This window comes from Kribbella amoyensis (assembly GCF_007828865.1).
GTDB lineage: Bacteria > Actinomycetota > Actinomycetes > Propionibacteriales > Kribbellaceae > Kribbella > Kribbella amoyensis.
On sequence record NZ_VIVK01000001.1, the window covers coordinates 785,681 to 812,013 of the forward strand.

Consider the following 26,333-nt stretch of genomic DNA (forward strand, 5'->3'; position numbering starts at 1 on the left):
CCGAACACATTCCGATCAGGAGGTCCTGACCTTGACCGATCACCGCCCCTCACGCCGCACCGTCCTGAAAGCCGCCGGCGGACTGACCGCCGCGCTGGGACTGAGTGGCGGGACCATTCTCGCCACTTCGGCCGCTGCCAGTGCGGCCGACGACGGCTTCGGGCTGCACATCGTCGACCGTAACGAAGACAACGCCCGGATGAAGTACTACCGGTTCGCCACCGACGCCATCGAGTGGGACCCGGCGGTCAACGTCCTGCTCCCCGACGACTACAACAGCGGCCGCCGGTACCCGGTGCTCTACCTGTTGCACGGCGGCGGCACCGACCAGGACTTCATGACGTTCGACAAGATGCGGATCCGCGAACTGACCGCGGGCAAGCCGATCATCGTCGTGATGCCCGACGGCGGCCACGCCGGCTGGTACTCCAACCCGGTCAACTCCAACACCGGGCCGCGGAACTGGGAGACGTTCCACCTCAACCAGCTGATCCCGTGGATCGACGCGAACTTCCGCACCTTCGCCGAGTTCGACGGCCGCGCGGTGGCCGGCTTCTCGATGGGCGGCTTCGGCGCGCTCAAGTACGCGGCCAAGTACTACGGCCACTTCGCCTCGGTGAGCTCCCACTCGGGTCCGGCCAGCATCCGCCGGGACGCCGGCCTGGTCGCGCACTGGGCGAACGTGTCCTCGGCCGCGCTCGACCTCGGCGGCGGCTCGATCTACGGCGTCCCGCTGTGGGACGAGGCCCGCGTCACCGCGGACAACCCGATGGAGAACCTCGAGCGGTACCGGGGCAAGCGCGTCTTCCTGGTCGCCGGGACCAGCCCGGACCCGATCAACTTCTTCGACATGGCCAACGAACGCCAGGTCCTGGCCGGGCACCAGGAGTTCCGCGCCGCGCTCCGGGCCGCGGGCATCCAGCACGAGGGGCTCGAGCAGCCGGGTGGCCACGTCTTCCGCGGTGACATGTTCACCCACGACCTGGAGGGGATCCTCGGCCGCCTCCGCAAGGCCTAGCACTCCCCAGCGCTCCAGCACTCCCAGCCGCCGGTGCTGCCGTCCCATGGCAGTACCGGCGGTGGAGGCGCCCGGGTGAGCCGCGAGGTACGGTGCCTTGATCCCGTGCGGGCAGGGAGGTGGACCGTTGGCGGCGAACGTGGTGAGGTCCGTCGCCGACCGCCTGTACCGCGTGCTCGGCACCGATCTCCTCCAAGTCCGCCCCGCCCCTGCCGCACATCGGGTCGCGGCCCGTGCGGCGCTGTCCATGCTGATCGCGCTGCTGACGCTGTGGTGGTTCGACCGGGTGGAGTGGGCGCTCTACGCGACCTTCGGCGCGTTCACGTCCGTCTTCGGCGGCGGTCTGCGCTCACCCGGTCGCTGGAAGCTGCAGATCGCGGTCGGCCTGACCCTGACCGCCGCGGTCGCGTGCGGCGTACTGATCGCCCTGCATCCCGAACGCACCTGGCTGGCCGTACCCGCGGCCGCCGCGTGGGCCGCACTCGCCGCCGCGCTGTCCGACCACTTCCACTGGAAACCGCCCGGTGCCCTGTTCCCCGTGTTCGCGGTGGCGGCTTGTTCCTCCGTACCGATCACCGCCGCCAACGTCCTGCCCGCGATCGCCGTCACCGCGAGTACCGCGGCCCTCGCCATTCTGTTGGGCGTCCTCGAAGACCGCCTGGCCCCACCGCCACCGCAAGCCACTCCACCGCCCGCACCACCGCCGGCGCCGTTACCGCGCATCGTGAATCCAACCGCCAACGCCGCCGCTGTCCTGATCGCCGGCGGGATCGCCACCGCGAGCGGGATCAGCCACCCGTACTGGGCGATGATCGCCGCCGTCGCCCCGTTGGCCGCGGTCGGCTTCCGCAAGCAGTTCGTCCGCGGAGTACACCGCGCGGCCGGGACGCTCATCGGGATCTTCCTCGCCGTCCCGTTGCTCGCGCTCGACCTACCGGTCCTCGCGATCCTGGTCGCGGTCCCCGCGCTGCAAGGGACCGCGGAGCTGCTCATCGCGCGCAACTACGGCGCGGCCCTGATCGTCATCACCCCGCTGGCCCTGCTCCTGGTCGACATGGCGCACGCCGAACCGATCTCCACCCTCGTCACCGACCGCCTGGTCGAGACGGTCATCGGGGTCACCGTGGGGCTCACGATCGCGCTGCTGATCCGGCCGCGCCGATCCCCCACGACTGAGACCTGAGCGGGCAAAGAAGAAGGGCCGCACCCCCGCCCCGGGATGCGACCCTTCGGTCCTTTGGCCGGATCAGCCCATGTGCACGGCGCCCGACTGGCCGTCGGTGGCCAGGTCCTTCGCCTTGACGCTCAGGCCGACCAGGGTGATCAGCGCGGCGCCGAGGATGATGAAGGCCGAGACCAGGAAGGCCTGGGTGAAGCCGTGCGTCGTGGCGACCGCGGTGAACTGGCCCTCCAGCTGCTTGATCTGCTGCGGCGACTGACCCGCCTCCGCAGCCTTCTGCAACCCCGGAGCCAGTTCGGTGAACCTGTCCTTGATGGCGTTGGTGGACACAGTACCCAGCAACGCAAGCCCGATCGCACCACCGATCTGCTGGACCGTGTTCAGCACCGCCGAACCGACGCCGGAGTCCTCCTTCGCCACGCCGCTGACCGCGGTCAGGGTGAGCGGGACGAAGATCAGCCCCATGCCGAACGACAGCAGCATGATGAACGGCAGCAGGTGGGTCAGGTACGACGAGTCCACCTCGAGCCGGGAGAACCCGAACATGCCCACCGCGGCGAACACGGCACCGGTCCCGGCGATCCAGCGCGGGTCGATCCGGGAGATCAGCGCCGAGCCGACCTGGGCCGCGATCACGATGCCGACGCTGAACGGCAGGAACGCGAACCCGGTCTTCAGCGCGCTGTAGCCCATGATGTTCTGGATGAAGATGCCCAGGAAGTAGAACATCGAGAACATCGCCGCACCGACGATCAGCATCACGAAGAAGCTGACCCCGCGGGTCCGGTTCGCGAGGATCCGGAACGGCATCAGGGCGTGCCGCGACCGGGCCTCGATCAGCAGGAAGGCCCCGATCAGGGCGAGGCCGCCGAGGATGAAGGCCAGCGTGACCGGGTCGCCCCAGCCCTTCTCGGCCGCGTGCGTCAGGCCGTACACCAGGCCGGTCAGACCGACGGTGCCGGTGACCGCGCCGGGCAGGTCGAACTTGCCGCTCTGCCGCGCCGACTCACCGAGGAAGCGGATCGCCAGGAACGCCACGATCAGGCCGATCGGCGTGTTGATGAAGAAGGTCCAGCGCCAGGACGCCTCGGTCAGCAGACCACCGAGGATCAGGCCGACCGCGGCCCCGGCGCCCGACATCGCCGCGTACACGGCCATCGCGCGGTTGCGCTCCTTGCCGGCCGGGAACGTGGTGGTGATCAGGGCCAGCGCGTTCGGCGAGGCGGCGGCGGCCGCGACACCCTGCAGGATCCGGCTGGCGAGCAGGACCTCTTCGCTCTGGGCGATACCACCGATGAACGAAGCGAGGCCGAACAGCACCACGCCGAACATGAACACCTTGCGGCGGCCGAGGATGTCCCCGATCCGGCCGCCGAGCAGCAGCAGACCACCGAAGGCCAGCGCGTACGCGTTGACCACCCACGGCAGCGACCCGTTGCTGAACCCGAGATCGGTCTGGATGTGCGGCAACGCGATGTTGACGATGGTGCCGTCCAGCACCACCATCAGCTGCGCCATGCTGATCAGCGCGAGCGCGATGCCGAGATTGCGGTGGCCGTGGCCCGACTCGGGCGCTGCCACCGTGTCGACCGGCCGCCGTTCGTCCGGCGGATCGGCCTTGATGACGTCTTCGGACATGCTGAGTTAATCCCCTCTGGAAAACTTGGTATCGGTTCGCCGGCCCCTCACCGGTCAGCGCACCTGCGACCCCCGCGCCGCAGGCAGAATCACGTGGTCGATCACCCGGAGGATCAGGTCCTCCGTCGGCTCGATCCCGAGGACGAACGCCCGGTGGACGACGACCGCGGGCAAAGTTTGCGCGAGCAGCTCGACATCGGTACCCGGAGCCAGCTCGCCCCGCTCGGCGGCGCGCTCGTACACCCGGCTCATCACCTCGAGCCGCGGTGCCAGGAACCGCTCCCGGAACGCCTCCTGCAGATCGGCGTCCCGGTGCAGCGCGGTCAACAGCCCCGCCATCACCGACATCGGCAACTCGTCGAACCCGCCCTGGTCGCACGACAGCGCGATCAGGTCGCCCCGCAGACTCCCGGTGTCGACGTCGTCCGGCACCGGGCACCCCTTCGCCCGGCTGATCGAGTCGACCACCAGCTCGGCCTTGCTCGACCACCGCCGGTACAACGTCGCCTTGCTGGCCTTGGCGGCCGTCGCCACCGCGTCCATCGTCAGCCGGTCGTACCCCAGCTCCACCAGCACGTCGACGGTCGCCGCGAGGATCTCCTCCTCCCGGCCCCCCTCGACCCGCGGGCGCTGGCGGTGGACGGCATCGGCAACGTCGGTCATGATCACCCTGAGTCAGCATTCACGCGCAGATAGAACGAAACGGTTTCGTTTCATCCACCACGATACGACTCATGTGAAGGAATGCACAAACACTTTTCCGCCGATCGTCGACGTGGGCTGTGTCACTCTGAGTACCAGTCACCGCACTGGTACTCACCCGCCTACTCCGGCCGCACATTGTGGTTTCCCGCGAACAGGTTGCCGGGGTCGTACTTCGTCTTCACCGCCGCCAACCGTGCGTACGTCTCGGCCGGGTAGACCGCCGCGACATCCGCCTCGGTCGCCGTCGCCAGGAAGTTCGCGTACGCCCCAGCCACCTGCGGCCGCAACCTCGCCCACACCGCATCCAATCCCGGCCCCGCGGCCTCGACCACCGGCGCCGGACCCGCGATCGTCGTCACGAACATCAACTCCGCCTGCCGATGCGCGTACGCCGTCGCATCGGCCGCCACCTTCGACACCGCACCGCCGACGCTGCGCACCGAGATCAACGGCGACCGCTCCGAAGCCCCCACCTCGGCCAGGATCCGCAGTACCTCACCCGCGGATTCCTTGGAAACAAAGGCACTCCGAGCCACGATCCGAATCCCGGGCGGCGGCACCAGCCCTTCCACCAGGACCTCCCCGTACGGCTTCGGCGTGACCTCGTCGTCGATCACCGAACCGAGCCGGCGGATCGGGTCGATGGCCGCGGCCGCCGACTCGGGGTCGTCGCCGTCGAAGGCGACCGTGATCTCGACCGGCGCGTTCGGTCCACCGGCGAACGGGTTCGCGAGGTTCACGATCGAGGTGAGCTCCTCGGGCGCGGTCCGCAGGTAGTCCGCCCACCCCTGCAACACGGTGGCCGCCTCGGCCGCCGGGAACGTGATGCGGCCGAAGAAGACGTCCGTCGTCGGATGCGCCGCGAACTCGAACGCGGTGACGATGCCGAAGTTGCCGCCGCCACCGCGCAGCGCCCAGAACAGCTCCGGGTTCTCCTCGGAGGACGCCCGCACCACCTCCCCGGCCGCGGTCACCACCTCCGCCGCGACCAGGCTGTCCAGCGCCAGGCCGTACTTCCGGACCTTCCAGCCGATGCCGCCGCTCAACGTCAGTCCGCCGACGCCGACGCTTCTGGTGTCGCCCGACGAGATCGCCAGGCCGTGCGGAGCGAGCGCGTCGGCGACCGTTCCCCATGTGGCTCCGCCGCCGACGCGTACCAGGTGGCGCTGGTCGTCGACGAGCTCGACGGTCGCCAGCTGGCTCAGGTCGATCACGACGCCGCCGTCGTTGGTACCGAATCCGGGGAAGCTGTGCCCGCCGCCGCGAACCGACAACGCGAGCCCCGCGTCCACGGCGTACCGGACGCCGGCGCGCACGTCCTCGACGGTCTTGGGCCGCAGGACGCGAGCCGGGCTGCCGGTCACCAGGATCGACCGGCTGGCCGCCTCGTACTCCGCGCCGCCCGGCTCGATGATGTCGCCGCCGAAGTCGCGGCGAAGAACTTCCAGGGGTGTACTCATGACTTTCCCTCCACAGGGGATTCCGCTGCACTGACCGATCACGAGATGCCGGTGCGGCAGTTCCTGTGACATCGCCCGATTGTGACGCAGGCCACAATGGCTCCGATGTCACAAACCGGCAGCCAGCGGCGTCGGGTGATTGTCATGGCGGAGAGCTGAGAGGAGCCACGCATGGACGGCACGTCGCCGGGCTCGACCGAGGATCGCACCGAACCGCAGGGCGCGCCGGATCCCGCGACCGACGCCTTCGTTGCTCACCGCAACCTGTTGTTCACGGTCGCGTACGAGATGCTCGGCTCGGCCGCGGACGCCGAGGACGTTCTGCAGGAGACCTGGCTGCGCTGGGCCGGCGTCGACCTCGCCACCGTCCAGAACCAGCGCGCGTACCTGGTCCGCATCACCACCCGTCAGGCCCTCACCCGGCTGCGTACCCTCGGCCGGCGCAAGGAGTCGTACGTCGGCCCGTGGCTCCCCGAGCCCCTGCTTACGACGCCCGACATCGCCGAGGACGTCGAGCTCGCCGACAGCGTCTCGATGGCGATGCTGCTGGTCCTGGAGACGCTCACCCCGACCGAGCGGGCGGTGTTCGTCCTCCGCGACGTGTTCGACGTGCCGTACAACGAGATCGCGGCCGCCGTCGACAAGAACGCGGCCGCGGTTCGCCAGATCGCCCATCGGGCCCGGAACCACGTCGCCGCCCGCCGGCCCCGCGGTACTGTCTCCGCCGCCGAGACCCGCGACGCCCTGAACGCCTTCCAGCGCGCGGTCCAGACCGGCGACCTGCAGAACCTGCTCGACATCCTCGCCCCGGACGTCGTCCTGGTCGGCGACGGCGGCGGCAAGGTCGAAGCGTTCCCGGTCCCGCTGGTCGGCGCCGACAAGGTCGCCGGCCTGCTCTCGTCCGGCCGCAGACTCCTCGCCGACGCCACCTTCCAGCCGGCCCACGTCAACGGCTACCCGGCCCTCATCGTCCGCCGCGAGGACCGCATCGAAGCTGTCATCGCGCTCCGCATCGACGAAGGCCTCATTACCGGCCTCTACACGGTCCGCAACCCGGAGAAACTCTCGAACCTCACCGAGCAGACAACCCTGCGCCGCTGAGCCCCGGTCCGCCGCGTCCACCTTCCGCGATGCCTCCGGATCGCAGAAGGTAGACGCGGCCGATCGTTGCCTTTCCGATCACCGCGACCCGTCTGGGCCTCCCGGCAGCCGGAGTACGCACGATGCGGCCGAGTCGACGGCCGTGCGGATCTGGTCGAGCGCGGGAGAATCGCCGTCCGCCCTGGCGAGGTGCAGTTGCAGAGCTCGGATCGCGGCAACCTTCTGACCGTGGTTCTTGGCCTTGGCGGCCCGGTCGAGCGCGGCACCGAGATCGCTGCGCAGCTTGGCGGGCAGCGCCTTGCCCGCCTCACTCTCGATGGCCTGCCAGGCGATCTCCAGCTCACCGAGGAGCGGATCGGTCGTGCTGGTGGTGTACGGCCGGTTCGTGAGGCAGGTCCGGGCGCCCGAGTTCAGCACCCGCGTCAGGAAGGTGTGCGCGGCGATCTGCGCTGTGCGTTCCTCCCGCAGCCGGTAGTTGCTTTCCGTGGTGTTGAGGTAGGTGTGACCGTCAGGAAAGCGATTCTGCAGGTCGACGGCGGCCCGTAGGTGCCGCGCCGCCCACTCGCTCGGCGGCGCGCTGAGCTCGCCGCCGATGCCGTAGCTGTCCGCGATCACGTCGGCCTGCGCGAAGTACAACGGGAACGTGGTGCCCCAGTCGTTGCCGTCGGGGTAGTAGATGGTCGATTCACCCGGGACATAGATCGTGCCTCCCGGCGACAGCCAGGGTGGCGAGGGGAAGTCCTTGTCCACCAGCGCTTCGTAGGTCAGACCGACATTGCGGAGGTAGGCCGAGGCCGGCAGCTGCCCGGTCAGCTGCTGCGCGAGGGCGTTGTTGACGTTCTGGTCGAACGCGAGCATGTAGATCGGGTGCATCAGGTTGTGGTTCTCGACCGTTCCGTCCGGCTCGACGTTGGATCCGTCGAGGAGCGCGTCGAGGCGGCGGCCGTTGACGACCTCCGTCGCCGTCACGTCCCCGGGCGTCGCCCAAGCCGCCAGCGCCAAGTCGAGAGCGTCGCCGCGCCACCGCGAGCTGTCCGCCGCGCCAGGCATCATGAGGGCGGCCAGGCCGGACAGGGAGCTGCGCCACGCGTTCTCCTCGGCCTGCGTGTTGCCTGGCCGGATGATCGTCCCGGCGGCATCGCGGTAGTAGGCCGGATCGGGCATCGCGTCCGCTTCCAGCGCCACCATGTTCGTCACGCACGCCTGCTGCGCCGGGCTGAGGTCGTCCCACACCAACCAAGCGGCGAAGCCGTTGTAGTAGGCCCACAGCGACGCTTGCCACAGGCTCGACTCGGTACCCCAGCCGCCCGGGTCGTTCGCGCGGTGCTCGGCGGCCGCCGAGCTCACCAGCCGCACGACCCGCGAGCGCGCCTCGGTTTCGCTGACCCCGGTGTCGGCGGGGTCGTACGCCCCGGTGGCGATCATGATCGCGGAGCTGACCGCCGCCATCGCCGGGCCACGCAGGGCGTACTCGGTGTTGCCGAGGCGCTGGGCGAGGTTGATCCGCTCGCCTTGCTCGCCGGCGAACTGCTCGTTCCAGTAGGTGGTGGAGATGTGGCGGTTGGCGTTCCGCGCCGCTTCCAGCGCAAGCCGGCTGACCTCGTCGGTCGGGATCTGACGGCGCAGGATCGCCGGGTCGGGCGGAGTGACGACCGCGGGCGTCGTGGCGTTCGCCTCGCACCGCGACCAGGGGTTGGCGCGGGCCGTGGCCGACAGCGAGACGCCGCCGATCGACCCGTTGTAGAAGAACTCGGTACCGCGGTCGCCTCCGTTGCCGAGGCGGATCGGGTTGCTGCCGTCGTTGATGACCGGCATCGCCATGGAGAAGGTCCGCTCCGCCGTCGCACCACCGGCGATCCGAACGGTCACCGTCCCCGGCTCCCACCGGACGGTCACGTCGTAGCTCGTCCCAGGTCGTGCGATCACGCCGGTGGCGAACTGCGACCAAGCGGCCTGACCCACGACGCGGGACCAGAAGCGGAACTCGCCGTTGGGCATGATGTAGAAGGCCCAGCCCTGATTGGTGGTCGACCTGCTGGTCGCGATCGCCTGGTGCGAGCGGGTCAGGGTGCCGGGCACGACATCCGACAGCGACAGACTCCAGCTCTCCTCGCCGGGCTCGAGGACCCGGGCGTACGGAAGCCGGATCTCGGAGTCGTCACGACCCGAGAAGCGTGCGCTGCTCTCTGAGAACGTGACGCCGGCCAGTGCCTCGCCATGGCGATCGGCGACCGAGTCGCGGGCGTCGCCGGCGAGCTCCCAGGTCGAGGTCGAGGTCGCCGCCTCGGGGGATTCTGCTCCTGCCGTCGGTGGGTTTGCCCCCAGGCCGACGATGAGCGCCAGTCCGAGGGCGACGGCGACCCCACGGACGAATAGTGGGCCACCGAAAGGCGACCGGGCTTGTCTGGCTACGGACCGAACAGGCAACGACATCCGTGCACCCCAACTCGTCGGGGCCGCCCTGGTTGGCGGGTGCCGTTAGAAATATCACCGACCCACCAGTTACACAAGGTCTATTCGTAAACCTCGCTATGAAACTCGCCGGTAGCCCTGTGAGGCAGCGCCTCGGGTCGAGTACGCCTCAGTCGTCGTCCTCGGCGCGGCGGGCCGCGTCGAGGCGCTCGGACATCTTCGCGGCCCGGCCTTCGATCTTCCCGGCCAGCCGATCACGCGCCGCCCGGAGCACGAAGATCGACAGAATCGAAGAAGCGATCAACGCCAGCAGCAACAACGGGAAGACGGTCAGCCAGCTGTTCAGGGCGAACCACAACACAGCAAAACAGGCAGCGAAAAGCACCAGGCGCAACCCGGTGTAGATCGCGAACTCTTTCACGCCGGCTCCTTGGTTCTCGTTCTCAGCAAATCACAGGCCGGAGTAGGCGTGGAAGCCGGAGAGCAGCAGGTTGACGCCGATGAAGTTGAAGAGGAAGACGACCCAGCCGGCGATGGCTACCCAGGCGGCGCGGCGGCCTCGCCAGCCGGCGGTGGCGCGGGCGTGCAGGTAGGCGGCGTAGACGACCCAGGTGACCAGGGACCAGACTTCCTTGGGGTCCCAGCCCCAGGCGCGGCCCCAGGCGTAGTACGCCCAGATCGGGCCCGCTACCAGGACGCCGAAGGTCCACAGCGGGAACGCGAACGCGTGCACCTTGTACGCCACGCCGTCGATCACGCCGGCGGTCGGGATCCGGCGGAGGGCGGCCGGCATCGGCTTGCCCTCGGTCTCGCGGCGCTCGGCGCGGTTCTTGATCAGGTACAGCACTGACGCGAGGCCGCCGACCGTGAACGCCCCACCGGCGATCGCCGCGGCGGACACGTGGATCACCAGCCAGTACGAGTGCAGTGCGGGCAGCAGGTCGGCGGCCGGCACGTACAGCGCGAGGACCGCGATCCCGAGCGTCGCCGCGAGCACGAACGTGACGCCGAGCCCCATCCACTGCAGGCGGTACCGCTTCAGCAGGGCGATGTACACCGCGGCCACCGCGAGCGACGCGGTGATCGCGAACTCGTACATGTTGCCCCACGGCACCCGGGTCACGGCGAGGCCGCGGGTCAGGACGCCGCCGGCGTGCAGCACGAACGCGAAGATGGTGAGCACGACGCCGATGCGGCTGGCCAGCTCGGTCCGGAACGACGACACCGGCGGCTCGTCGACGTCGGTGGAGCCGGGCTCCTCGATCTCGCTGCCGTCGGCGGTGACAAGGACCTTCTTCTCGGTCTTCTTCACCACCCGCAGACCGCTCGACCACTCGACGGTGTGCGCCAGCAGAGCGAGCGCGTAGATCACTGTCGCGGTGGGGACCAACAGGTTCGACACCGAGGCGAGGGTCGCCGAGTTCATGACTGCTCCTGCTTCTTCAGGATGGTCGAGACGGCGTCGATCTCGTCACCGAGACCACGCTCCGGCCCCCGGTCCAGACCGGCGACCTCCACAACGGTACGCCCGTCCTGCGTGCGCACCCGCACCCAGGTCCGGCGCGGGTGGACGAACAGGGACCCCATCAGGCCGAGGATGGCGAGCAGGATCCCGGCCAGCGCCAGGTTCAGCCCCGGGGTGTGGCTGATCTGCAGTTTCACCCACGGCTCGAACGAGTCGAAGGTGAGCGACCCGCGCCCGTCCGGCAACGTCACGGTCTGGCCGGGGGCGAGCTGGAACCGCAGCTTGTCCCCCTTGCCGTCGTCGAACTGGGTCAGCTTCGTCTTGTCCAGCTGGTACACCGACTGCGGCTTGCCGGTCTCGTCACCCGGGCGGCCGTAGTACGCCGTGAGCACGAGCGCCGGGTTGACGGTGTCGGGGAAGACCGAGATCGGGCCGCGCTGGTCGATCACCGCGGTCGGCAGGAAGAACCCCTCGAACCCGAGCTGCGTGGGCCGGGCGTCCGGGGCCTTGATCACGCCGAACGACGAGAGGTTGGCGTCCTGCGGCAGGAACGGCGCCGGCCCGGAGAACGCGATCTGGCCCTGCCCGTCGCGGACCGTCACCTTCGGGGCGTACCCGTTGCCGAGCAGGTGGACCTTGGTGCCCTCGACCGACAGCGGGTGGTTGACCCGCAGGTCGTACCGCTCCTCCGGGGACTCCGGGGTGAGCTGGTAGGTGATGTCCGCGTTGAAGCTGCGCGCGGATCCCCGTTGCGGGCCCTGCGTCTCGTACGTCGCCTTGAAGTCGTTCACGGTGAGCGAGAACGGCGGCAGCTCGTCCGGGCTGAACACCCGGCCCGGGGTGAAGTCGTCGTACTGGGCCACCGAGTTCGAGAAACCGTTGCCCTTGACCACCAGGACGGTGCCGCGGTAGCCGAGCAGCGAGCCCCAGGCGACCCCGACCAGGCAGAGGATCAGCGAGAAGTGGAAGAGCAGGTTGCCCGCTTCGCGCAGGTACCCGCGTTCCGCGCCGACCGCGCCGTCGTACGCCTCGACCCGGAACCGGCGGCGGCGCAGTTCCTTGGTGGCGGCGGCGAGGACCTCGGTCTCGCCGCCGTCCAGCTCGAACTTCTGGTACCCGGGCAGACGGTGCAGGTTGCGCGGCGGCTTCGGCGGCCGGGCCCGTAACGCCTTCAGGTACACCTGCAGCCGCGGCACCACGCAGCCGATCAGCGAGATGAACAGCAGCAGGTAGATCGCGGAGAACCAGACCGACTTGTAGACGTCGAACAGGCCGAGCTTGTCGTACACCGGCGCCAGGTCGGGATGCGCGTCGTAGAAGTCCGAGACCTTGATCGGGTCGACCGGGATCTGCGGGACGAGCGAGCCCGGGACGGCGCCGAGGGCGAGGAGGAAGAGGAGGACCAGGGCGGTCTTCATCGAGGTGAGCTGGCGCCAGGACCAGCGGAGCCAGCCGACCAGGCCGAGGGCCGGTGGGTCGGTGCTCGGGGGTTTGCCGCCCGGCATCGGGGTGGCGACGCGGTCCTTGACGTCGGTCATGTCACACCGCCGACCCGAAGTTGCTGACCCATTGACGCAGATCGGCGGTCATCGAATCCCATACCCCTGTCAGCAGCAGTAGCCCGACGGCGATCATCAGCACGCCGCCGATCCGGATCACCAGCAACTGGTGCTTGCGGACCCACGCGACGGCGCCGAGCATCCGGCGGAACGCGAGCGCGGCCACCACGAACGGGATGCCCAGTCCGAGGCTGAAGACCAGGGCCAGTGCGGCACCCCGGCCGGTACTGCCCTCGGTGGCGGCCAGGTTCATCACGGTACCGAGTGTCGGCCCGATGCACGGGGTCCAGCCGAAGCCGAACAGCACCCCGAGCAGTGGCGCGGCCGCGATCCCGACCGCGGGGACCCGGTGCACCCGCAGGTCGCGTTGCAGAAAGCCGAAGCCGCCGAGGAAGATCAGCCCGAGCAAGACGGTGATCCCGCCGAGTACGCGGGTGATCGCCACCTGGTGCTCGAGCAGGGCGTTGCCGATGGCCCCGAACAGCACGCCGGTGAGGATGAACACCGCCGAGAACCCGGCCACGAACAGGCTCGTCCCGGCCAGCATCCGGCCCCGCCGCTCCGAGCCGAGCTCGGCCGCCGACAACCCCGTGACGTACGAAAGATAGCCGGGCAGCAGCGGGACGACGCACGGCGAGAAGAACGAGATCGCGCCGGCGAGCACCGCGATCGGCAGGGCGACCAGCATCGACCCCGTCATCGTCTCGGCGAACCACTGCCCCATCAGAACTGCTCCATCAGCCGGCGTCTTTCACCATGCCGACCAGCGTCTGGGTCGTCACCTCACCGATCACCCGGGAGGCGACCCGGCCCTGCTTGTCGATCACCAGCGTGCTCGGGATCGAGGTCGGCGAGATCTGGCCGCGGAACCCGAGCAACTGCTTGCCGCTGGGGTCGAACAGGCTCGGGAAGGTGACCCCGAACTCCTGGACGAACTTCTTCGCCGGCGCCTTGTCGAGGTCCCGGGTGTTCAGCCCGATGAACTCCACCTCCGGGCCGACCTGCTTGGCGGCCTCGATCAGCGCGGGCGCCTCCTTGCGGCACGGCGGGCACCAGGAGCCCCAGACGTTGAGCACCACGACCTTGCCCTTGTGGTCGGCGAACTTCCACTCCTTGCCGTCCAGCGTCTCGCCACCGAAGGCGGGGGCCGGCTTGCGTTCGTTGGGCGCGAACACAGACATCTGGCCGTTGCCGCTGACGAAACCGGTCTGACCGCTGCGGTTCTCGTTCGTCTGCTGACCCGAGCTACAGGCCGCGGTCAGCAGCAGGACGGCACCGGCCAGCACGATCGCGGTACGGCGCATCAGGCACCTCCCGCGAACTTCTTCGGGTTCTTGACCGGCAGCAGGTCCTTGGCGGGCTCGGCGTACCCGACCGAGACGATCGCGTCGCCGTGGAAGGTGAACGAGGTCAGGCTGGCCAGGCTGCACTGCCGCTTGCGCGGGTCGTGCAGCATCCGGCGGCCCTCGATCGCGGACCGGACGATCCAGATCGGCAACTGGTGCGACACGATCAGCGCCTCGTGCCCGGCGGCCTTCTCCCGGGCGGTCTCGATCGCGTCCCGCATCCGGCGGACCAGCTGGCTGTACGGCTCGCCCCAGGACGGCTTCCACGGGTTGCGCAGCAGCCACCAGGCGCTCGGCTGCCGGAGCGCGCCGTCGCCGACGCCGAACTTCTTGCCCTCGAACTGATTCGCCGCCTCGATCACCCGCTCGTCGAGGTCCGGGGTCAGCCCGAACGTCTTGGCGATCGGCTCCATCGTCTCCTGGGCCCGCTCCAGCGGCGAGCTGACCAGGTGCACGATGTCGCGGCCGGCGACGTGCTCGGCGACCCGTTCGGCCATCCGGCGGCCCAGGTCGGACAGGTGGAAGTCGGGGATCCGGCCGTAGAGCACGCCGGTCGGGTTGTGCACCTCGCCGTGACGCATCAGGTGCACGACCGTCGTTTCGGTCACCGCTGCCGATCCCTTCAGTGTTGTCCGGCCGCCGCGGCGACCGCCGCCGAGCCGAGTGCCTTCTCGAGCCGTTCCAGTGCCGCGTCGTCGATCGCGGCACTGACGAACCAGGCCTCGAACGCGCTCGGCGGCAGGTAGACGCCGGACTTCAGCATGGCATGGAAGAACGCGGCGAACCGGGGCAGCACCTGGGCGCTCGCCCCGGCGAAGTCCCGGATCGGGCGCGGTCCCTCCGTGGAGTCCACGAAGAAGACGCTGAAGAGGTTCCCGGCGGCCTGGATGACGTACGGCACACCTTCCTTGTCCAGCGCGGTCCCGACCAGCCGCTGGATGGTGGCCGAGGTCTCGTCGAGCTTGGCGTACACCTCGTCGGTGGCCAGCCGCAGCGTGGTCAGGCCGGCCGTGGTGGCGACCGGGTTCCCGGACAGGGTGCCGGCCTGGTAGACCGAGCCCTCCGGGGCCAGGTGCGCCATGATCTCGGCCCGGCCGCCGAACGCCGCCGCCGGGAACCCGCCGCCCATCACCTTGCCGAACGTCATCAGGTCGGGCGCGACCCCGTCCACGCCGTACCAGCCGGACCGGGTGATCCGGAAGCCGGTCATCACCTCGTCGGAGATGAACAGCGCGCCGTTGGCCCGGCAGATCCCGGCCAGGAACGCGTTGAAGCCGTCCTGCGGCGGAACGACGCCCATGTTCCCGGGCGAGGCCTCGGTGATCACGGCCGCGATCTGGTGGCCGTACCGGGCGAACGCGTCGGTGACGGCGGCCTGGTCGTTGTACGGCAGCACGATCGTGTCGGCGGTGGTCGCCTCGGTGACTCCCGGCGTGCCCGGGATCCCGAGGGTGACGACACCGGAGCCGGCCTGGGCCAGCAGCGCGTCCACGTGACCGTGGTAGCAGCCGGCGAACTTCACGATCTTGGCCCGGCCGGTGAAGCCGCGGGCCAGCCGGAGCGCGGACATCGTCGCCTCGGTCCCGGACGACACCAGCCGCACCTTCTCGACCGGGGTCCGGGCCACGATCTCCTCGGCCAGCAACACCTCGGCCTCGGTCGGCGTCCCGTACGACGTGCCGCGGGCGACCGCGGCCTGGACGGCGGCCGTCACCTCGGGATGGGCGTGGCCGAGCAACATCGGTCCCCACGAACAGACGAGGTCGAGATAGGTGTTGCCGTCGACATCGGTGATGTGACATCCGTCACCGGAGGCCATGAAGCGCGGTACCCCGCCGACGGCGCGGAACGCGCGGACCGGCGAATTCACCCCGCCAGGCGTGACTGCGGTGGCCTGATCGAACAGAGCGGCGGAACGAGCGGTGTGGTCGGACACGGCCGCCATTCTCCCCGACCGCCCCCGTGAACCGGTGGGCGGGCAGCCCCCTGGGGGTTCCGTTCCGGGATGTTACGCGCCAGTATGGGTACTCGGTGACCGCTCGTACAGCAGTCGCGCCCGCCCGTAACCCACGTACGGGCCAGGCGTTGTACCAGGTACGACGGGAGCCGGGACCGACGAGGACGTGTCCGCGACGTGGGGCGGGACAGGTCGATGAGTCACGGAGGGATCATCGATGGCGAAGGGCAGACGCCGAGCGGCGGGGAGCGGGTGGCGTCAGGTGGCGCCGCTGGTTCCGCTGGCGTTGTTCGCGAGCGCGTTCACCGTGAGCGCGACGGACGACCCGGCGGTCGCGACGGCCGCGCTGGAGCAGACGGGTGGGAACACCCCCGTCGTGGTCCCCAAGCAGCAGATCAAGGACCCGGCCAACATTCCCGTCCCCGGTGTCGTCGGCAACGGCGTGGACCGCGGCGAGGAGCCGACCCAGGTGGTGTCCGGGCTCTCCCGCGACGGCATCCCGACCGCGGCGCTGAAGGCGTACTCGCGGGCCCAGCAGGTGATGGCCAAGGTGGATCCGGCCTGTCAGCTGCCGTGGACCCTGGTCGCGGCGATCGGCCGCGTCGAGTCGAACCACGGTCGCTTCGGCGGCAACGCGCTGACCACCGACGGCGTCGCGCGACCGGGGATCTTCGGGCCCCGGCTGGACGGGTCGAGCACGGCTCGGATCACCGACTCGGACGCCGGCCGGCTGGACGGTGACGGCGCGTTCGACCGTGCGGTCGGCCCGATGCAGTTCATCCCGGCCACCTGGCAGGCGATGGGCGTCGACGGCGACGGTGACGGCGTCCGGAACCCGCAGGACATCGACGACGCGGCGATGTCGGCCGCCGTCTACCTGTGCTCCGGCAAGACCGACCTCTCCCAGGCCGGCGACCTCACCCAGGCCGTGCTGCGGTACAACCACTCCCAGCAGTACGTCGACCTGGTGCTGAGCATCGCCAAGGCGTACGCGGGTGGCAGCTGGATCGCGGTCGGCAACGAGACCGAGAGCGACGACCAGGGCATCGACCGGGCCGACGGCAAGATCGACGACCCGACCATCGACGCCCCCGCCGATCAGAACCTGCCGCAGGCCGTCGACCTGCCGGTCCGCCCGCCGGGCCAGACCCGGCCGACGCAGACGCCGGGTGAGAGCAGGCCGACCACGACGCCGACGCGGAAGCCGGGCGACAGCAAGCCGACGACCAAGCCGTCCACACCGGGCAAGCCGGGGACGACGAAGCCGCCGACGAGCAAGCCCCCGACCAGCAAGCCGTCGACGCCGCCGAGCACCCCGACCACCGTGGTGGCGAGATTGCAGACCGCGGCCGGCGTGGTCGTCGGGACGGTCGGCAGCACGCTCGCCGAGCTCACCAAGGCCGCGCAGTACTGCCAGGGCGAGCTGACCAAGGTCACCATCACGCACCCGACGCAGGAGCAGCTGCAGAAGTGCGTGACCGCCTTCCAGACCGGCGGGACCGCCGCGGTCGACCAGGTGATCCGCGGCCTGCTGTCCGCGCTCGGCCTGCTCGGCGTTCTCGGTGGAGGCATCCTCGGGAGCTGATTCCCCCTAGACAGGCGCGCCTGCCCCCACCCCTCCCCCCCTTGGCGCGCCCCTGGCGACGCCACGGAGCACCTCCCCCCAGCTCCGTGGCGTCGCCCTTTTCTTCTAGGTCAAGCGCTTACTTGCCCTCAGCGCACCGGCCACGGGTTCTCGATCGTCTGCACGATCTTGTTGCCGATGGCATCGGTCGAGGCGACCCGGAGGTGGACGGCGGTCGCTCCGGCCGGGGCCGTCGGCACCGTCGCGGTGACCGGACCGAACAGGCCCCACGTCGGCAGCCGGTGCCACGTCTTGCCGTCGTAGCTCAGCTCCGCGGTGGTCCGGAAGAGACCGACACCGCGAGCCCCCGGCTGGTACCCGGGTCGCAGCTCCAGCCGGTTGCCGGTGAGCCGGTAGTCCACCTGGACGAGCGGGAGGACGTCCCGCGACTTCGCCGTCCCCGAGCGGAACCGCCACTCGGTGTGCGACGCGGTCGAGGTCTTCGCCCAGGTGTCCGGTGCGCGCCGGACGTCCAGGCTGAGGTCGTACCACGCCGTCCCGGCCGGGACCGGGAACTGGGCGACGGACCAGTCCTTGCGGCCCAACTCCTTGCCGTTGCTCGACAGCTTGAGGTCGGTGACGTCGCCCCGGCTGTCACTCCAGCCGTACACCGACCGGTCACCGCTCACGTGCTGCGGGATCGCCACCCGGATCGCGTTCTCGAACCGGGCCACCGGCAGTCCCTCGGTCTCACCGCCGGTGAGGTCGGGGATCGCCGGCCGCGTGATCGGCGCCCACCAGTCCCGGGTGACCCGCTCGTTCGGGCGGTAGCCACGGCCCACGGAGTACTCGAAGCCGGACTCGTTCCACTCCCCGGCGGCCGTCTTCTCATTCCAGGTCACCCCGGACACGTCGCTGGCCAGGTAGTCGGTCCGCGCCACCGGACCGGTCACGTCCCGGGTGGAGGTGAGCCCGGTCGAGAGCCCGGGCAGGTACGCGGACCGCTGGTCGACGTGCAGGAACCACGCGTCGTTGCCGTGGTAGTTGGTGGTCACCGCGGCCGGCCGCATCCGGGCGAAGTCGTACGTGAGCCCGCCCTTGACCTGCTGCGGACCAGCGGCCAGCTCGTACCGGTAGGTGCTGTCCTGCAACCCGGTCAGTTGCAGCGTCACCGGTCGTTGCTCGAGCAGGCCGAGCAGCTTGGCGCCTTCGGTCTGGCGGAGCAGGTACACCGGGATCCCGGTCTCGGCCGCGTCGCTCCAGAAGCCCGGCTGGTCGTTGTGCAGCAGGACCACCTTCGCGCCGGCGTTCTTGGCGGCTTCCACCTGGCCGAAGGTCTGGTCGTAGTCCCGCCAGCGGATCAGCGCGATCTTGCCGGCGACACCCTTCAGCTCCTCCGCGGTCCCGTCCCCGGCGTCGACCAGCTCGAGCTTCTCGTTGCCCACGTACGTCTTGCGGAACGTGCCGCCACGCGGAGTCGGCAGCCGGAATCCGCCCGGTCCGGTCACGTCGACGGTGATCATCGGCTGAGCCAGGTCCCACCGCTGCACCAGCTGGAACGTGCCGTCCTTCACCTTGCCGAAGTCCTGCACGAACACGCCGTTCGCGACGTCGCCGCTGAAGCCGAACCCGGACACCGCCTGCCGATCACCGGCCTTGCGATGCCACGCGATCCCGATACTCGCGGCGTCCGCGCGTTGCGGGGTCCGGACGGTCACCGGGTGCGCCTTCCGGGCGTCGAAGGTGATCGTCCGGTCCGCCTCGATCCGGGTCTCCGGGTCGCCGAGCAGGCTCACCTTGTTCGTCCAGCCGGCCTCGTCGCCGCCCATCACGTACGCCATCACGCTGTACCGCCCGGTGGGCACGTCGAGGACCCGGCTGCCGTTCGGGTCGAAGGTCACCGCGGTGACGTCACCGGTGTCGAGGTTCCACAGCTGCACCCCGCTGTTGGTGAGCGGGGTCGCCGCCGCGGGCCGGCCGTCCCGGCCGATCGCCTTGACGGTGACCTGGTTCAGCCGTCCGCCGGCCGCGAAACCGAGTCCGGTCCGGTACTCCGTGCCGCCGGCGCGGGCGACCAGCTCCCCGGCGTACCTGGCCGGCTTGGTCTTCGCGACGTCGAGGTGGACGATCGCGGTCGCGGTCCCGCCCGGCGGGACGGTCAGCTTCTTCGGGGTGACCGTGACGGCCGCGTCCACGGCGCCCGGCGAGGTGGCGCGGACGGACAGGTCGAGGGTCTGTGCGGTCCGCGAGTTGTTGCGATAGGCAACCTTACGGCTGACCGGGGCGGGCGCTTCCGAGCCGGTCCAGGACAGGTCGCCGAAGAACAGGTTCGCGGTGTCGGGCAGGATCTTCGGGTCGAGCGCGCGCGGGATGTCGATCCGGCCGAGTCCTTGCTGCGAAGTGGTCGCCGTCTTGCTCGGGATCGCGGTTGCGGCGAGCGCGGCCTTCAGCTGTGACCCGGACCAGTCCGGGTGCCGCTGGGCGAGGATCGCGGCCGCCCCGGCGACGTGCGGCGTCGCCATCGACGTGCCGCTCATCGAGGTGTAGTACTCGCCGAGCTTGAACCCCTCCTCGGTCCCGGCTGCCCGGGCTGCCGCGATGTCGACGCCGGGCGCGGTCACCTCGGGCTTCAGCGCACCGTCACCTTGGCGGGGGCCGCGGCTGGAGAACGCGGCCAGCTTGTCGTCGCGATCCACGGCGCCGACGGTCAGCGCCTCGGTGGCCGCGCCGGGCGTCCCGATGCCTTCCTCGACCCCGAAGTTGCCGGCGGCGATGACGAACAGGGCACCGCTGGACTGCGACAGCCGGTTGACGGCCTCGCTCATCGGGTCGGTGCCGTCGGTCGGAAACCCGCCGAGGCTCAGGTTGACCACCTTGGCGCCCTGCTCGACGGCCCACTCCATCCCGGCGATCGCCTCGGAGTCCATACCGATTCCGTTGTCGTCGAGGACCTTGCCGACCAGCAGGTCCGCGCCCGGGGCGACGCCCTTGCGCTGACCACCGGACGCCGTGCCGAGACCGGCCACGATCGACGCGGTGTGGGTGCCGTGACCGTGCCGGTCCTGGACCTCCTGCTCCGGGACGAAGCTCTTCGCCGCGCTCACCCGCTGCTTCAGGTCCGGGTGGTTCGCGTCGTACCCGGTGTCGAGCACAGCCACCTTGACGCCGCGGCCGTCGTACCCGGACTTCCACGCCGTCGGGGCGCCGATCTGCCGGGTGGAGCGGTCCAAGGTGGCGCGGGTCCGGCCGTCCAGCCAGATCTTGTCGGCGCCCGTACTGCGCAACGTCGGCGCGGAGCGGATGCCCTCCCAGAACTGCTTCGCCTGGGACTTCTCGACCGCGATCGCGGTGGTCCCGACCTTGCTCAGCGTGCTCCGGGTGGTCGCGTTCGCCGGGGTCCGCGGCGCGGCCTGGCCGGTCAGCAGCAACGGCAGCTTCGCGGTCCGGGCATCGTCGTAGCCCTGGGCAACCAAATCGGTGAGGTTGAACAGCCGCCGGTCGAGCCGGCCCTCGGTGAACAGCTGGTACGCCGCGGTCGGGACGACGGTCAGTTCGCCGTCAAAGTCCCCGAAGTAGTAACTGCCGCCGCCGACCAGCCGGGCAGACCGTTGGCCGTTCGCGGTACTGGTGAGTTCGGCGACGTCGCCGGTGATCAGCGTGATCCGGTGCGTCGAACCGCCCGGGGTATCCGCTGCCCCGCCCGGCCCGGTGGTGCCGGACGGGGAGCCGGCACCACCGGACGGGGGGACCGCCAGCGCTTGCGTGGCGGTCAGAACCGCGGCGGCGATCACCGCGGAGAACATGCTGGTCGCGCGTCGTGACAAAGGCATCGGCGGCCTACCTCCCTGGCCCCGACGGGCGCGAAGCCAACGCCGTGAGCCTGGCAGTTGCCTTCAGCCACAGTCCATCGATGACCCTGACCGACATCCGCCATGACCACTTCTGGTCAGCCGGGCCGCCGTGGGGTGGCGGCCCGGGTCCGATCGGTTGGGTACCGGCCGGCGATCTTGACCTAGTTCTGCTCCACCAGCCAGGCCTTCTCGATCTGCTGGCCGACCCGGTTGCCGGCCAGGTCGGTGGCGGTCACCCGAAGGTGCACGGCGCCGGTCCCGGCCGGAACCGCGGGCAGCCGGGCGCCGACCGAGCCGCGCAGGTCCACCGGCAGCAGGAACAACCGGTGCCACGACGACCCGTCGTACGAGATCTCAGCCGTGGTCCGGAAGAACCCGGGCCCGGACGCACCCGGCTGGTACCCGGGTGTCAGCACGAGCCGGCTACCGCCCTTGGCCGGGACGGCGTTGTCGCGGCCGGTCTCCAGCGAGTAGTCCACCTGGACCAACGGCAGCACCGCCCGGGTCTTCGTCGTCCCGGACCGGAACCTCCACTCGGTGTGCGTCGCGATGGACGTGGTCGCCCAGGTGTTCGGCGCGCGCCGGACGTCGAGGCTGAGGTCGTACCAAGCGGTCTGCTTCGGCACCGGGAACGCGGCGGTCGACCAGTCCCGCCGGCCGAGCTCGCGGCCGTTGCTGCGCAGGACCAGCGTCGACCGGTCGAGCTTGTTGTCGCTCCAGCCGTACACCGAGCGGTTTCCGTTCACGTGCTGCGGGACGGCGACGCGGAGCGCGTCCTCGAACCGGGCCGCCGGCAGGCCGTCCGCCTCGCCACCCGCGATCGCGGGGACCGCGGGCCGGGTGATCGCGACCCACCAGTCCTTGCCGACGCGCTCACCGGCCCGGTAGGCCCGGGGGACGGTCAGCTCGCGGCCGCTCAGACCTTCCGCTCCACCCATCGCCTCCTCGGACCACTGGATGCCCGCGCTGTCGGCGTAGACGTAGTCGGTGCGGACGTGGTCCTCGTTCACCGTGCGGATCGACTCCAGGCTGAACGGGATGCCGTCCAGGTACGCCTTCCGGCTCTCGACATGGGTCGGCCAGCTCGCGTTCCGGTGGAAGGTGGTGGTGAGCTCCGCCGGCCGCAGCTTCGCCAGGTCGTAGGTCAGCCCGTTCCGGACCACCTCCGGCGCCATCGCCAGGTCGTACCGGTAGGTGCTGTTCCGCAGTCCGGTCACCTGCAGCGTCGCCGGCTTCAGCCCGAGCAGCCGATGCGCGTCCTGGCGGCTGATCATGTACGCCGGGAGCCCGACCTCGGTGGCGTCGGCGGACCACAGTTCAGGTGTCTCGTTGTAGAGCAGCACCAGCCTGGCCCCGGCGTCGCGGGCGGCGCGGACCTGGTTGACGGTCTCGAAGATGCCCTTCCACCGCAGCAGCGCGACCTTGCCGTCCGCGCCGTCCAGCTCACCCGGCTCCCCGGTACCGCCATCGTGGAACCCGAGCGCCCCGGATCCGACGTACGGGAGGTGGTACGCCGCGGGCTCGGGCGTCCGGAGCCGGAAGCCACCGGAGCCGTTCACGTCGACGGTGACCATCGGCTCGACCAGGTCCCAGCGCTGCAGGATCTGGAACTTGCCGGTCCTGGGCTTGCCGAAGTTCTGGACGTACACATCGGTCACGCTGGTCCCGAGCCGCCAGCCCGCCGTCGCGAACCGGTCCCCGTTGTGCCGGCTCCAGGCGAGCCCGACAGTGGCGAGATCGGCACGACGCGGGGTCCGGATGTCGATCCGGTGGGCCTGCCGGGCGTCGAAGGACAGCGCGCGGTCCGAGTTCACGGTGAGTTCCGGCTGACCGAGCAGAGTCTCGGTCGCGATCGTCCCGTCGGGGCCGAGGCCGATCACGAACACCATCAGGCTGTACCGGCCGGTCGGTACCTCGAACACGTGCCGGCCGTCCCGATCGAACGTGGTCAGCTCGGCCCGGCCGGTATCCAGGTTCCACAGGTGCGCCCCGCTGGGGATGCCCGTCGTCGAGGGAGCGGGCCTGCCGTCCCGGCCGACGGCGTCGACCGTGATCCGGTGCAGCTTGCCGCCCGCGGTGAAGCCGACCCCGGTCCGGTACGTCGACCCGGCGGACCGCGCGGTGATCGCGCCGGAGTACTTGCCCGGCGGGGTGGCGGCCTGGTCGAGGGTGACGGTGGCCGTCGCGGAGCCGCCCGGCGCGATCCGGAGGCCGGCCGGGGTCACCTTGAGCTTCGGCCGGACACCGGCCGGGGTGCGGACGTCGGCGGTCAGGTCGAGGGTGAGCGGCTTCGTCCCTGGGTTGCGGTAGGTCAGGGTCCGGGTGACGGGCGGCGGCGCCGTACCGGTCCAGGAGAGGTCGCCGAAGAGCACGGTCGCGTCGTCGGCGACCACCTTGGCAGCCAGGGCCTTCGCCACGTCGACGCGGCCGAGCCCTTGGGCCAGCGGTGAGGTGCCCGGCGTCGAGAGGGCCGAGCCGACGAGGGCCGCCTTGAGCTGGCGGCCGGTCCAGTCCGGGTGCCGTTGCGCGAGGATCGCGGCCGCCCCGGACACGTGCGGGGCGGCCATCGACGTACCGCTCATCGTCGTGTAGTACTCGCTGAGGTTGCGCCCCGTGTTCGTCCCGGCGGCCCGTGCGGCGGCGATGTCCACGCCGGGGGCGGTGACCTCGGGCTTCATCGCGCCGTCGCCGTACCGCGGTCCGCGACTGGAGAAGGCCGCGAGCTTGTCGTTCCGGTCGACGGCGCCGACGGTGAGCGCATGCGACGCCGCGGCCGGGCTGCCGATGAATTCCTCCAGGCCGGTGTTGCCCGCGGCAACGACGAAGAGGGCTCCGGTCCGCTCGGACAGCCGCTCGACGGTCTGGCTCATCGGGTCCGACGCATCCGACGGCAGGTCGGTCCCGAGGCTCATGCTGACCACCTTGGCGCCCTGCTCGACGGCCCACTCCATCCCGGCGATCGCCTCGGAGTCGAGGCCGGCCCCGTTGTCGTTCAGGACCTTGCCGATCAGCAGGTCCGCACCCGGCGCGACCCCCTTGCGCTTGCCCTGCGAGGCGGCGCCGAGGCCCGCGACCGTGGATGCCGTGTGGGTACCGTGGCCGTGCTTGTCCTGGACGTCGGGATCCGGGACGAAACTCTTCGCCGCGATCACCTGGTCCTTGAGATCCGGGTGATTCCGGTCGTAGCCGGTGTCGAGGACGGCCACCTTGACGCCGCGGCCGTCGTACCCGGACCGCCAGGCCGTCGGGGCCCCGATCTGCTGGGTGGACCGGTCGAGGGTGGCGTGGGTCCGGCCGTCGAGCCAGACCTTCTCGGTGCCCGTACTCCGCAGGTTGCCGCCCTGCAGCCCCTGCCAGAACCGCGTCGCCTCGGACTTCTGGACCGACACCGCCGTCGCGCCGGCGGCGGCCAGGGTCCGGCGGGTCGTCGCCGCCTGAGGAGCCCGCGGAGCCGTGTCGCCGGTGAGCAGCAGCGGCAGGGTGGCCGTCCTGGCGTCGTCGTAGCCCTGGGCAACGAGATCGGTGAGGTTGAAGAGCCGCTGGTCCAACCGGCCGGACGCGACCAGGCCGTACGCCGCCGGCGGCACGATCGTCAGCTTGCCGTCGGTCCGGCTGAGGAACCAGTTCTCGCCGGTCAGCAACCGGGCGGAGTGCTGCCCGCCGGGTTCGCTGGTGTACTCCGCGACGTCACCGGTGATCAGGGTGACCCGGTGTGTCTCGGCCCCCGGCGTACGGTGGGCCGGGTTCGCCGTGGGCGGGTTCGGTGGGGGCGGTGGTGCCGCCGCGGTCACGGGGACCGCGGCCAGGGACGCCAGCAGAGCGCCCACGGCCACGACCGGGACCAGGCCGGCGACGCGACGTGATGTTCGCACGTAGAGAGACCTCCCGATGCTCCGACGGTCGCGGAGCCATCGGATCCGAGCGTGACCGTTGCTCCTGGCCACGGTCCACGGTCCGGCCTGGCGGACACCTGCCATGACTTGATCCGGTCAGCCCGGAACGCACGACACCGCCGGTGGTCGGTACCACCGGCGGCGTCGGGAGTGCTGCGGCAGGGCGCGCGGACGGGCGCGCCGGCCGGGTCAGGCGAAGCGCTTGGCGATCTGCTCGGCCCGGTCGACCAGGTCGAGGTCGTAGGCGACACCCGGAACGTAGAAGATGACGTAGTCGGCGCCGGCCTCCAGCGCGGCCTCCACCTTGTCGGCGATCTCGTCCTCGGTGGCGATCAGGTTGTCCCGGTCGAACCGCTCCCGGTTCATCGGGCCGAGCGCCTTCTCGGTCGCCTTCTGCGGGTCGTCGCCCTTGTCGATCGGGAAGATGTTGAAGTTGGTCGACTTGATGATCTCGTCGTAGTCCCGGCCGACCTTGCGGCAGTGCTCCCGGAGGATGTCGCATTTCTCCTTGATCACCTCGGGGTTGCCACCGCCGATATTCGCGGCGTCACCGTACTGCGCGACCAGCTTCAGCGTGACCTTCGGGCCACCGCCGCCGATCCAGAAGCTCGGGTGCGGCTTGCGGACGCCCTTGGGCTCGTTGATCGGCGCGTCGATCGAGTAGTGCTTGCCGTTGTAGACCGGCTTGTCCTCGGTCCACATCTTGTGGATGATCTCGGTGGCCTCCCGGAAGGCGGCCATCCGCTCCGGGATGTCGGTCCACTCGTAGCCGTACGCCTTCCACTCGTGCTCGTACCAGCCGGCGCCGATCCCGGCGTACAGGCGGCCGTGGCTGGCGACGTCGACGGTGGAGGCGATCTTCGCGTACAGCGCGGGGTTGCGGTACCCGTTGCAGCCGACCATCTGGCCGATGTTCACCCGCTCGGTGTCGCGGGCCAGCGCCGCCGTGGCGGACCAGCACTCGAACGTGGTGTTGTCGCTCGGCTCCGGCACCGTGTGGAAGTGGTCGAACAGCCAGATCGAGTCCCAGGACCCCTCGTCCGCGCGCTTGGCGACGTCCGTCATCGCCTCCCACTGCTCGACCGGGTCGGCGATCCCGGCGAGGTCCATCTTCCAGCCCTGCGGCACAAAAATCCCGAAACGTGTGGTCATGGTCTCCATCCTTTCCCGGCTCGGCTGAACCG

Annotated in this window: 18 protein-coding genes; 4 read left to right on the forward strand and 14 right to left on the reverse strand. The window is 70.3% G+C overall.

The features are described from left to right. The first annotated feature begins 31 nt into the window (after positions 1–31). Together FB561_RS03820 and FB561_RS03825 are read left to right on the forward strand one after the other, a co-directional pair. Positions 32–1,018 (forward strand): alpha/beta hydrolase, encoded by a 987-nt coding sequence (locus tag FB561_RS03820; protein WP_272952528.1) that lies wholly within the window; start codon positions 32–34, stop codon positions 1,016–1,018. A 127-nt stretch (positions 1,019–1,145) separates the two neighbouring features. Beyond that, complete coding sequence (locus FB561_RS03825) at positions 1,146–2,201, forward strand: FUSC family protein (protein WP_145803062.1); 1,056 nt, start codon at positions 1,146–1,148, stop codon at positions 2,199–2,201. 63 nt (positions 2,202–2,264) lie between these two features. On the opposite strand, the gene FB561_RS03830 is transcribed toward FB561_RS03825, so the two are convergent. The 3 genes from FB561_RS03830 to FB561_RS03840 form a co-directional block, all read right to left on the reverse strand. Continuing rightward, positions 2,265–3,836, reverse strand: a complete 1,572-nt coding sequence (locus tag FB561_RS03830; RefSeq protein ID WP_145803064.1) for an MFS transporter — start codon at positions 3,834–3,836, stop codon at positions 2,265–2,267. Between the two features lie 54 nt (positions 3,837–3,890). After that, a complete protein-coding gene (locus FB561_RS03835; protein WP_145803066.1) occupies positions 3,891–4,499 on the reverse strand; it encodes a TetR/AcrR family transcriptional regulator in 609 nt (202 codons plus the stop codon). A 161-nt stretch (positions 4,500–4,660) separates the two neighbouring features. Further along, on the reverse strand, positions 4,661–6,001 hold the full coding sequence (locus FB561_RS03840; protein WP_145803068.1) for an FAD-binding oxidoreductase: 1,341 nt from the start codon (positions 5,999–6,001) through the stop codon (positions 4,661–4,663). Between the two features lie 171 nt (positions 6,002–6,172). On the opposite strand from FB561_RS03840, the gene FB561_RS03845 reads away from it, so the two are divergent. Then, on the forward strand, positions 6,173–7,102 hold the full coding sequence (locus FB561_RS03845) for an RNA polymerase sigma-70 factor (protein WP_145803070.1): 930 nt from the start codon (positions 6,173–6,175) through the stop codon (positions 7,100–7,102). A gap of 78 nt (positions 7,103–7,180) precedes the next feature. Here FB561_RS03845 and FB561_RS03850 read toward each other — a convergent pair whose 3' ends face one another. The 8 genes from FB561_RS03850 to hemL all read right to left on the reverse strand — a co-directional run bounded on the left by FB561_RS03850 (position 7,181) and on the right by hemL (position 15,829). Further along, complete coding sequence (locus FB561_RS03850; protein WP_145803072.1) at positions 7,181–9,535, reverse strand: LamG-like jellyroll fold domain-containing protein; 2,355 nt, start codon at positions 9,533–9,535, stop codon at positions 7,181–7,183. 148 nt (positions 9,536–9,683) lie between these two features. After that, positions 9,684–9,935, reverse strand: a complete 252-nt coding sequence (locus FB561_RS03855; RefSeq protein WP_145803075.1) for a DUF4229 domain-containing protein — start codon at positions 9,933–9,935, stop codon at positions 9,684–9,686. A gap of 30 nt (positions 9,936–9,965) precedes the next feature. Further along, entirely contained in the window at positions 9,966–10,940 is a 975-nt protein-coding gene (gene ccsB / locus FB561_RS03860) for a c-type cytochrome biogenesis protein CcsB (RefSeq protein ID WP_145803077.1), read from the reverse strand. Beyond that, on the reverse strand, positions 10,937–12,517 hold the full coding sequence (gene resB / locus FB561_RS03865) for a cytochrome c biogenesis protein ResB (protein ID WP_145803079.1): 1,581 nt from the start codon (positions 12,515–12,517) through the stop codon (positions 10,937–10,939). Before resB ends, ccsB begins: the two co-directional genes overlap by 4 nt. 1 nt (position 12,518) lies before the next feature. Further along, positions 12,519–13,262: a cytochrome c biogenesis CcdA family protein gene (locus tag FB561_RS03870; RefSeq protein ID WP_145803081.1), complete on the reverse strand. Its 744-nt coding sequence runs from the start codon at positions 13,260–13,262 to the stop codon at positions 12,519–12,521. A gap of 13 nt (positions 13,263–13,275) precedes the next feature. Beyond that, positions 13,276–13,842, reverse strand: a complete 567-nt coding sequence (locus tag FB561_RS03875; RefSeq protein ID WP_145803083.1) for a TlpA family protein disulfide reductase — start codon at positions 13,840–13,842, stop codon at positions 13,276–13,278. Further along, positions 13,842–14,465: a histidine phosphatase family protein gene (locus tag FB561_RS03880; RefSeq protein ID WP_238335142.1), complete on the reverse strand. Its 624-nt coding sequence runs from the start codon at positions 14,463–14,465 to the stop codon at positions 13,842–13,844. The genes FB561_RS03875 and FB561_RS03880 overlap by 1 nt, the downstream gene beginning before the upstream one ends. Positions 14,466–14,506: 41 nt before the next feature. Beyond that, entirely contained in the window at positions 14,507–15,829 is a 1,323-nt protein-coding gene (gene hemL, locus FB561_RS03885; RefSeq protein ID WP_145803087.1) for a glutamate-1-semialdehyde 2,1-aminomutase, read from the reverse strand. Positions 15,830–16,058: 229 nt separating this feature from the next. Between hemL and FB561_RS03890 the strand changes: the two genes are divergently transcribed. Further along, complete coding sequence (locus tag FB561_RS03890) at positions 16,059–17,426, forward strand: lytic transglycosylase domain-containing protein (protein WP_145803089.1); 1,368 nt, start codon at positions 16,059–16,061, stop codon at positions 17,424–17,426. A gap of 128 nt (positions 17,427–17,554) precedes the next feature. On the opposite strand, the gene FB561_RS03895 is transcribed toward FB561_RS03890, so the two are convergent. The 3 genes from FB561_RS03895 to FB561_RS03905 form a co-directional block, all read right to left on the reverse strand. Beyond that, positions 17,555–21,235 carry a S8 family serine peptidase gene (locus FB561_RS03895; RefSeq protein ID WP_145803092.1) on the reverse strand — a complete coding sequence of 1,227 codons (3,681 nt, stop codon included), beginning with the start codon at positions 21,233–21,235 and terminating at the stop codon, positions 17,555–17,557. A 182-nt stretch (positions 21,236–21,417) separates the two neighbouring features. Beyond that, positions 21,418–25,128, reverse strand: a complete 3,711-nt coding sequence (locus FB561_RS03900; RefSeq protein ID WP_238334632.1) for a S8 family serine peptidase — start codon at positions 25,126–25,128, stop codon at positions 21,418–21,420. Positions 25,129–25,338: 210 nt separating this feature from the next. Beyond that, positions 25,339–26,301 carry an LLM class F420-dependent oxidoreductase gene (locus tag FB561_RS03905; RefSeq protein ID WP_145803096.1) on the reverse strand — a complete coding sequence of 321 codons (963 nt, stop codon included), beginning with the start codon at positions 26,299–26,301 and terminating at the stop codon, positions 25,339–25,341. Positions 26,302–26,333: the final 32 nt, after the last annotated feature.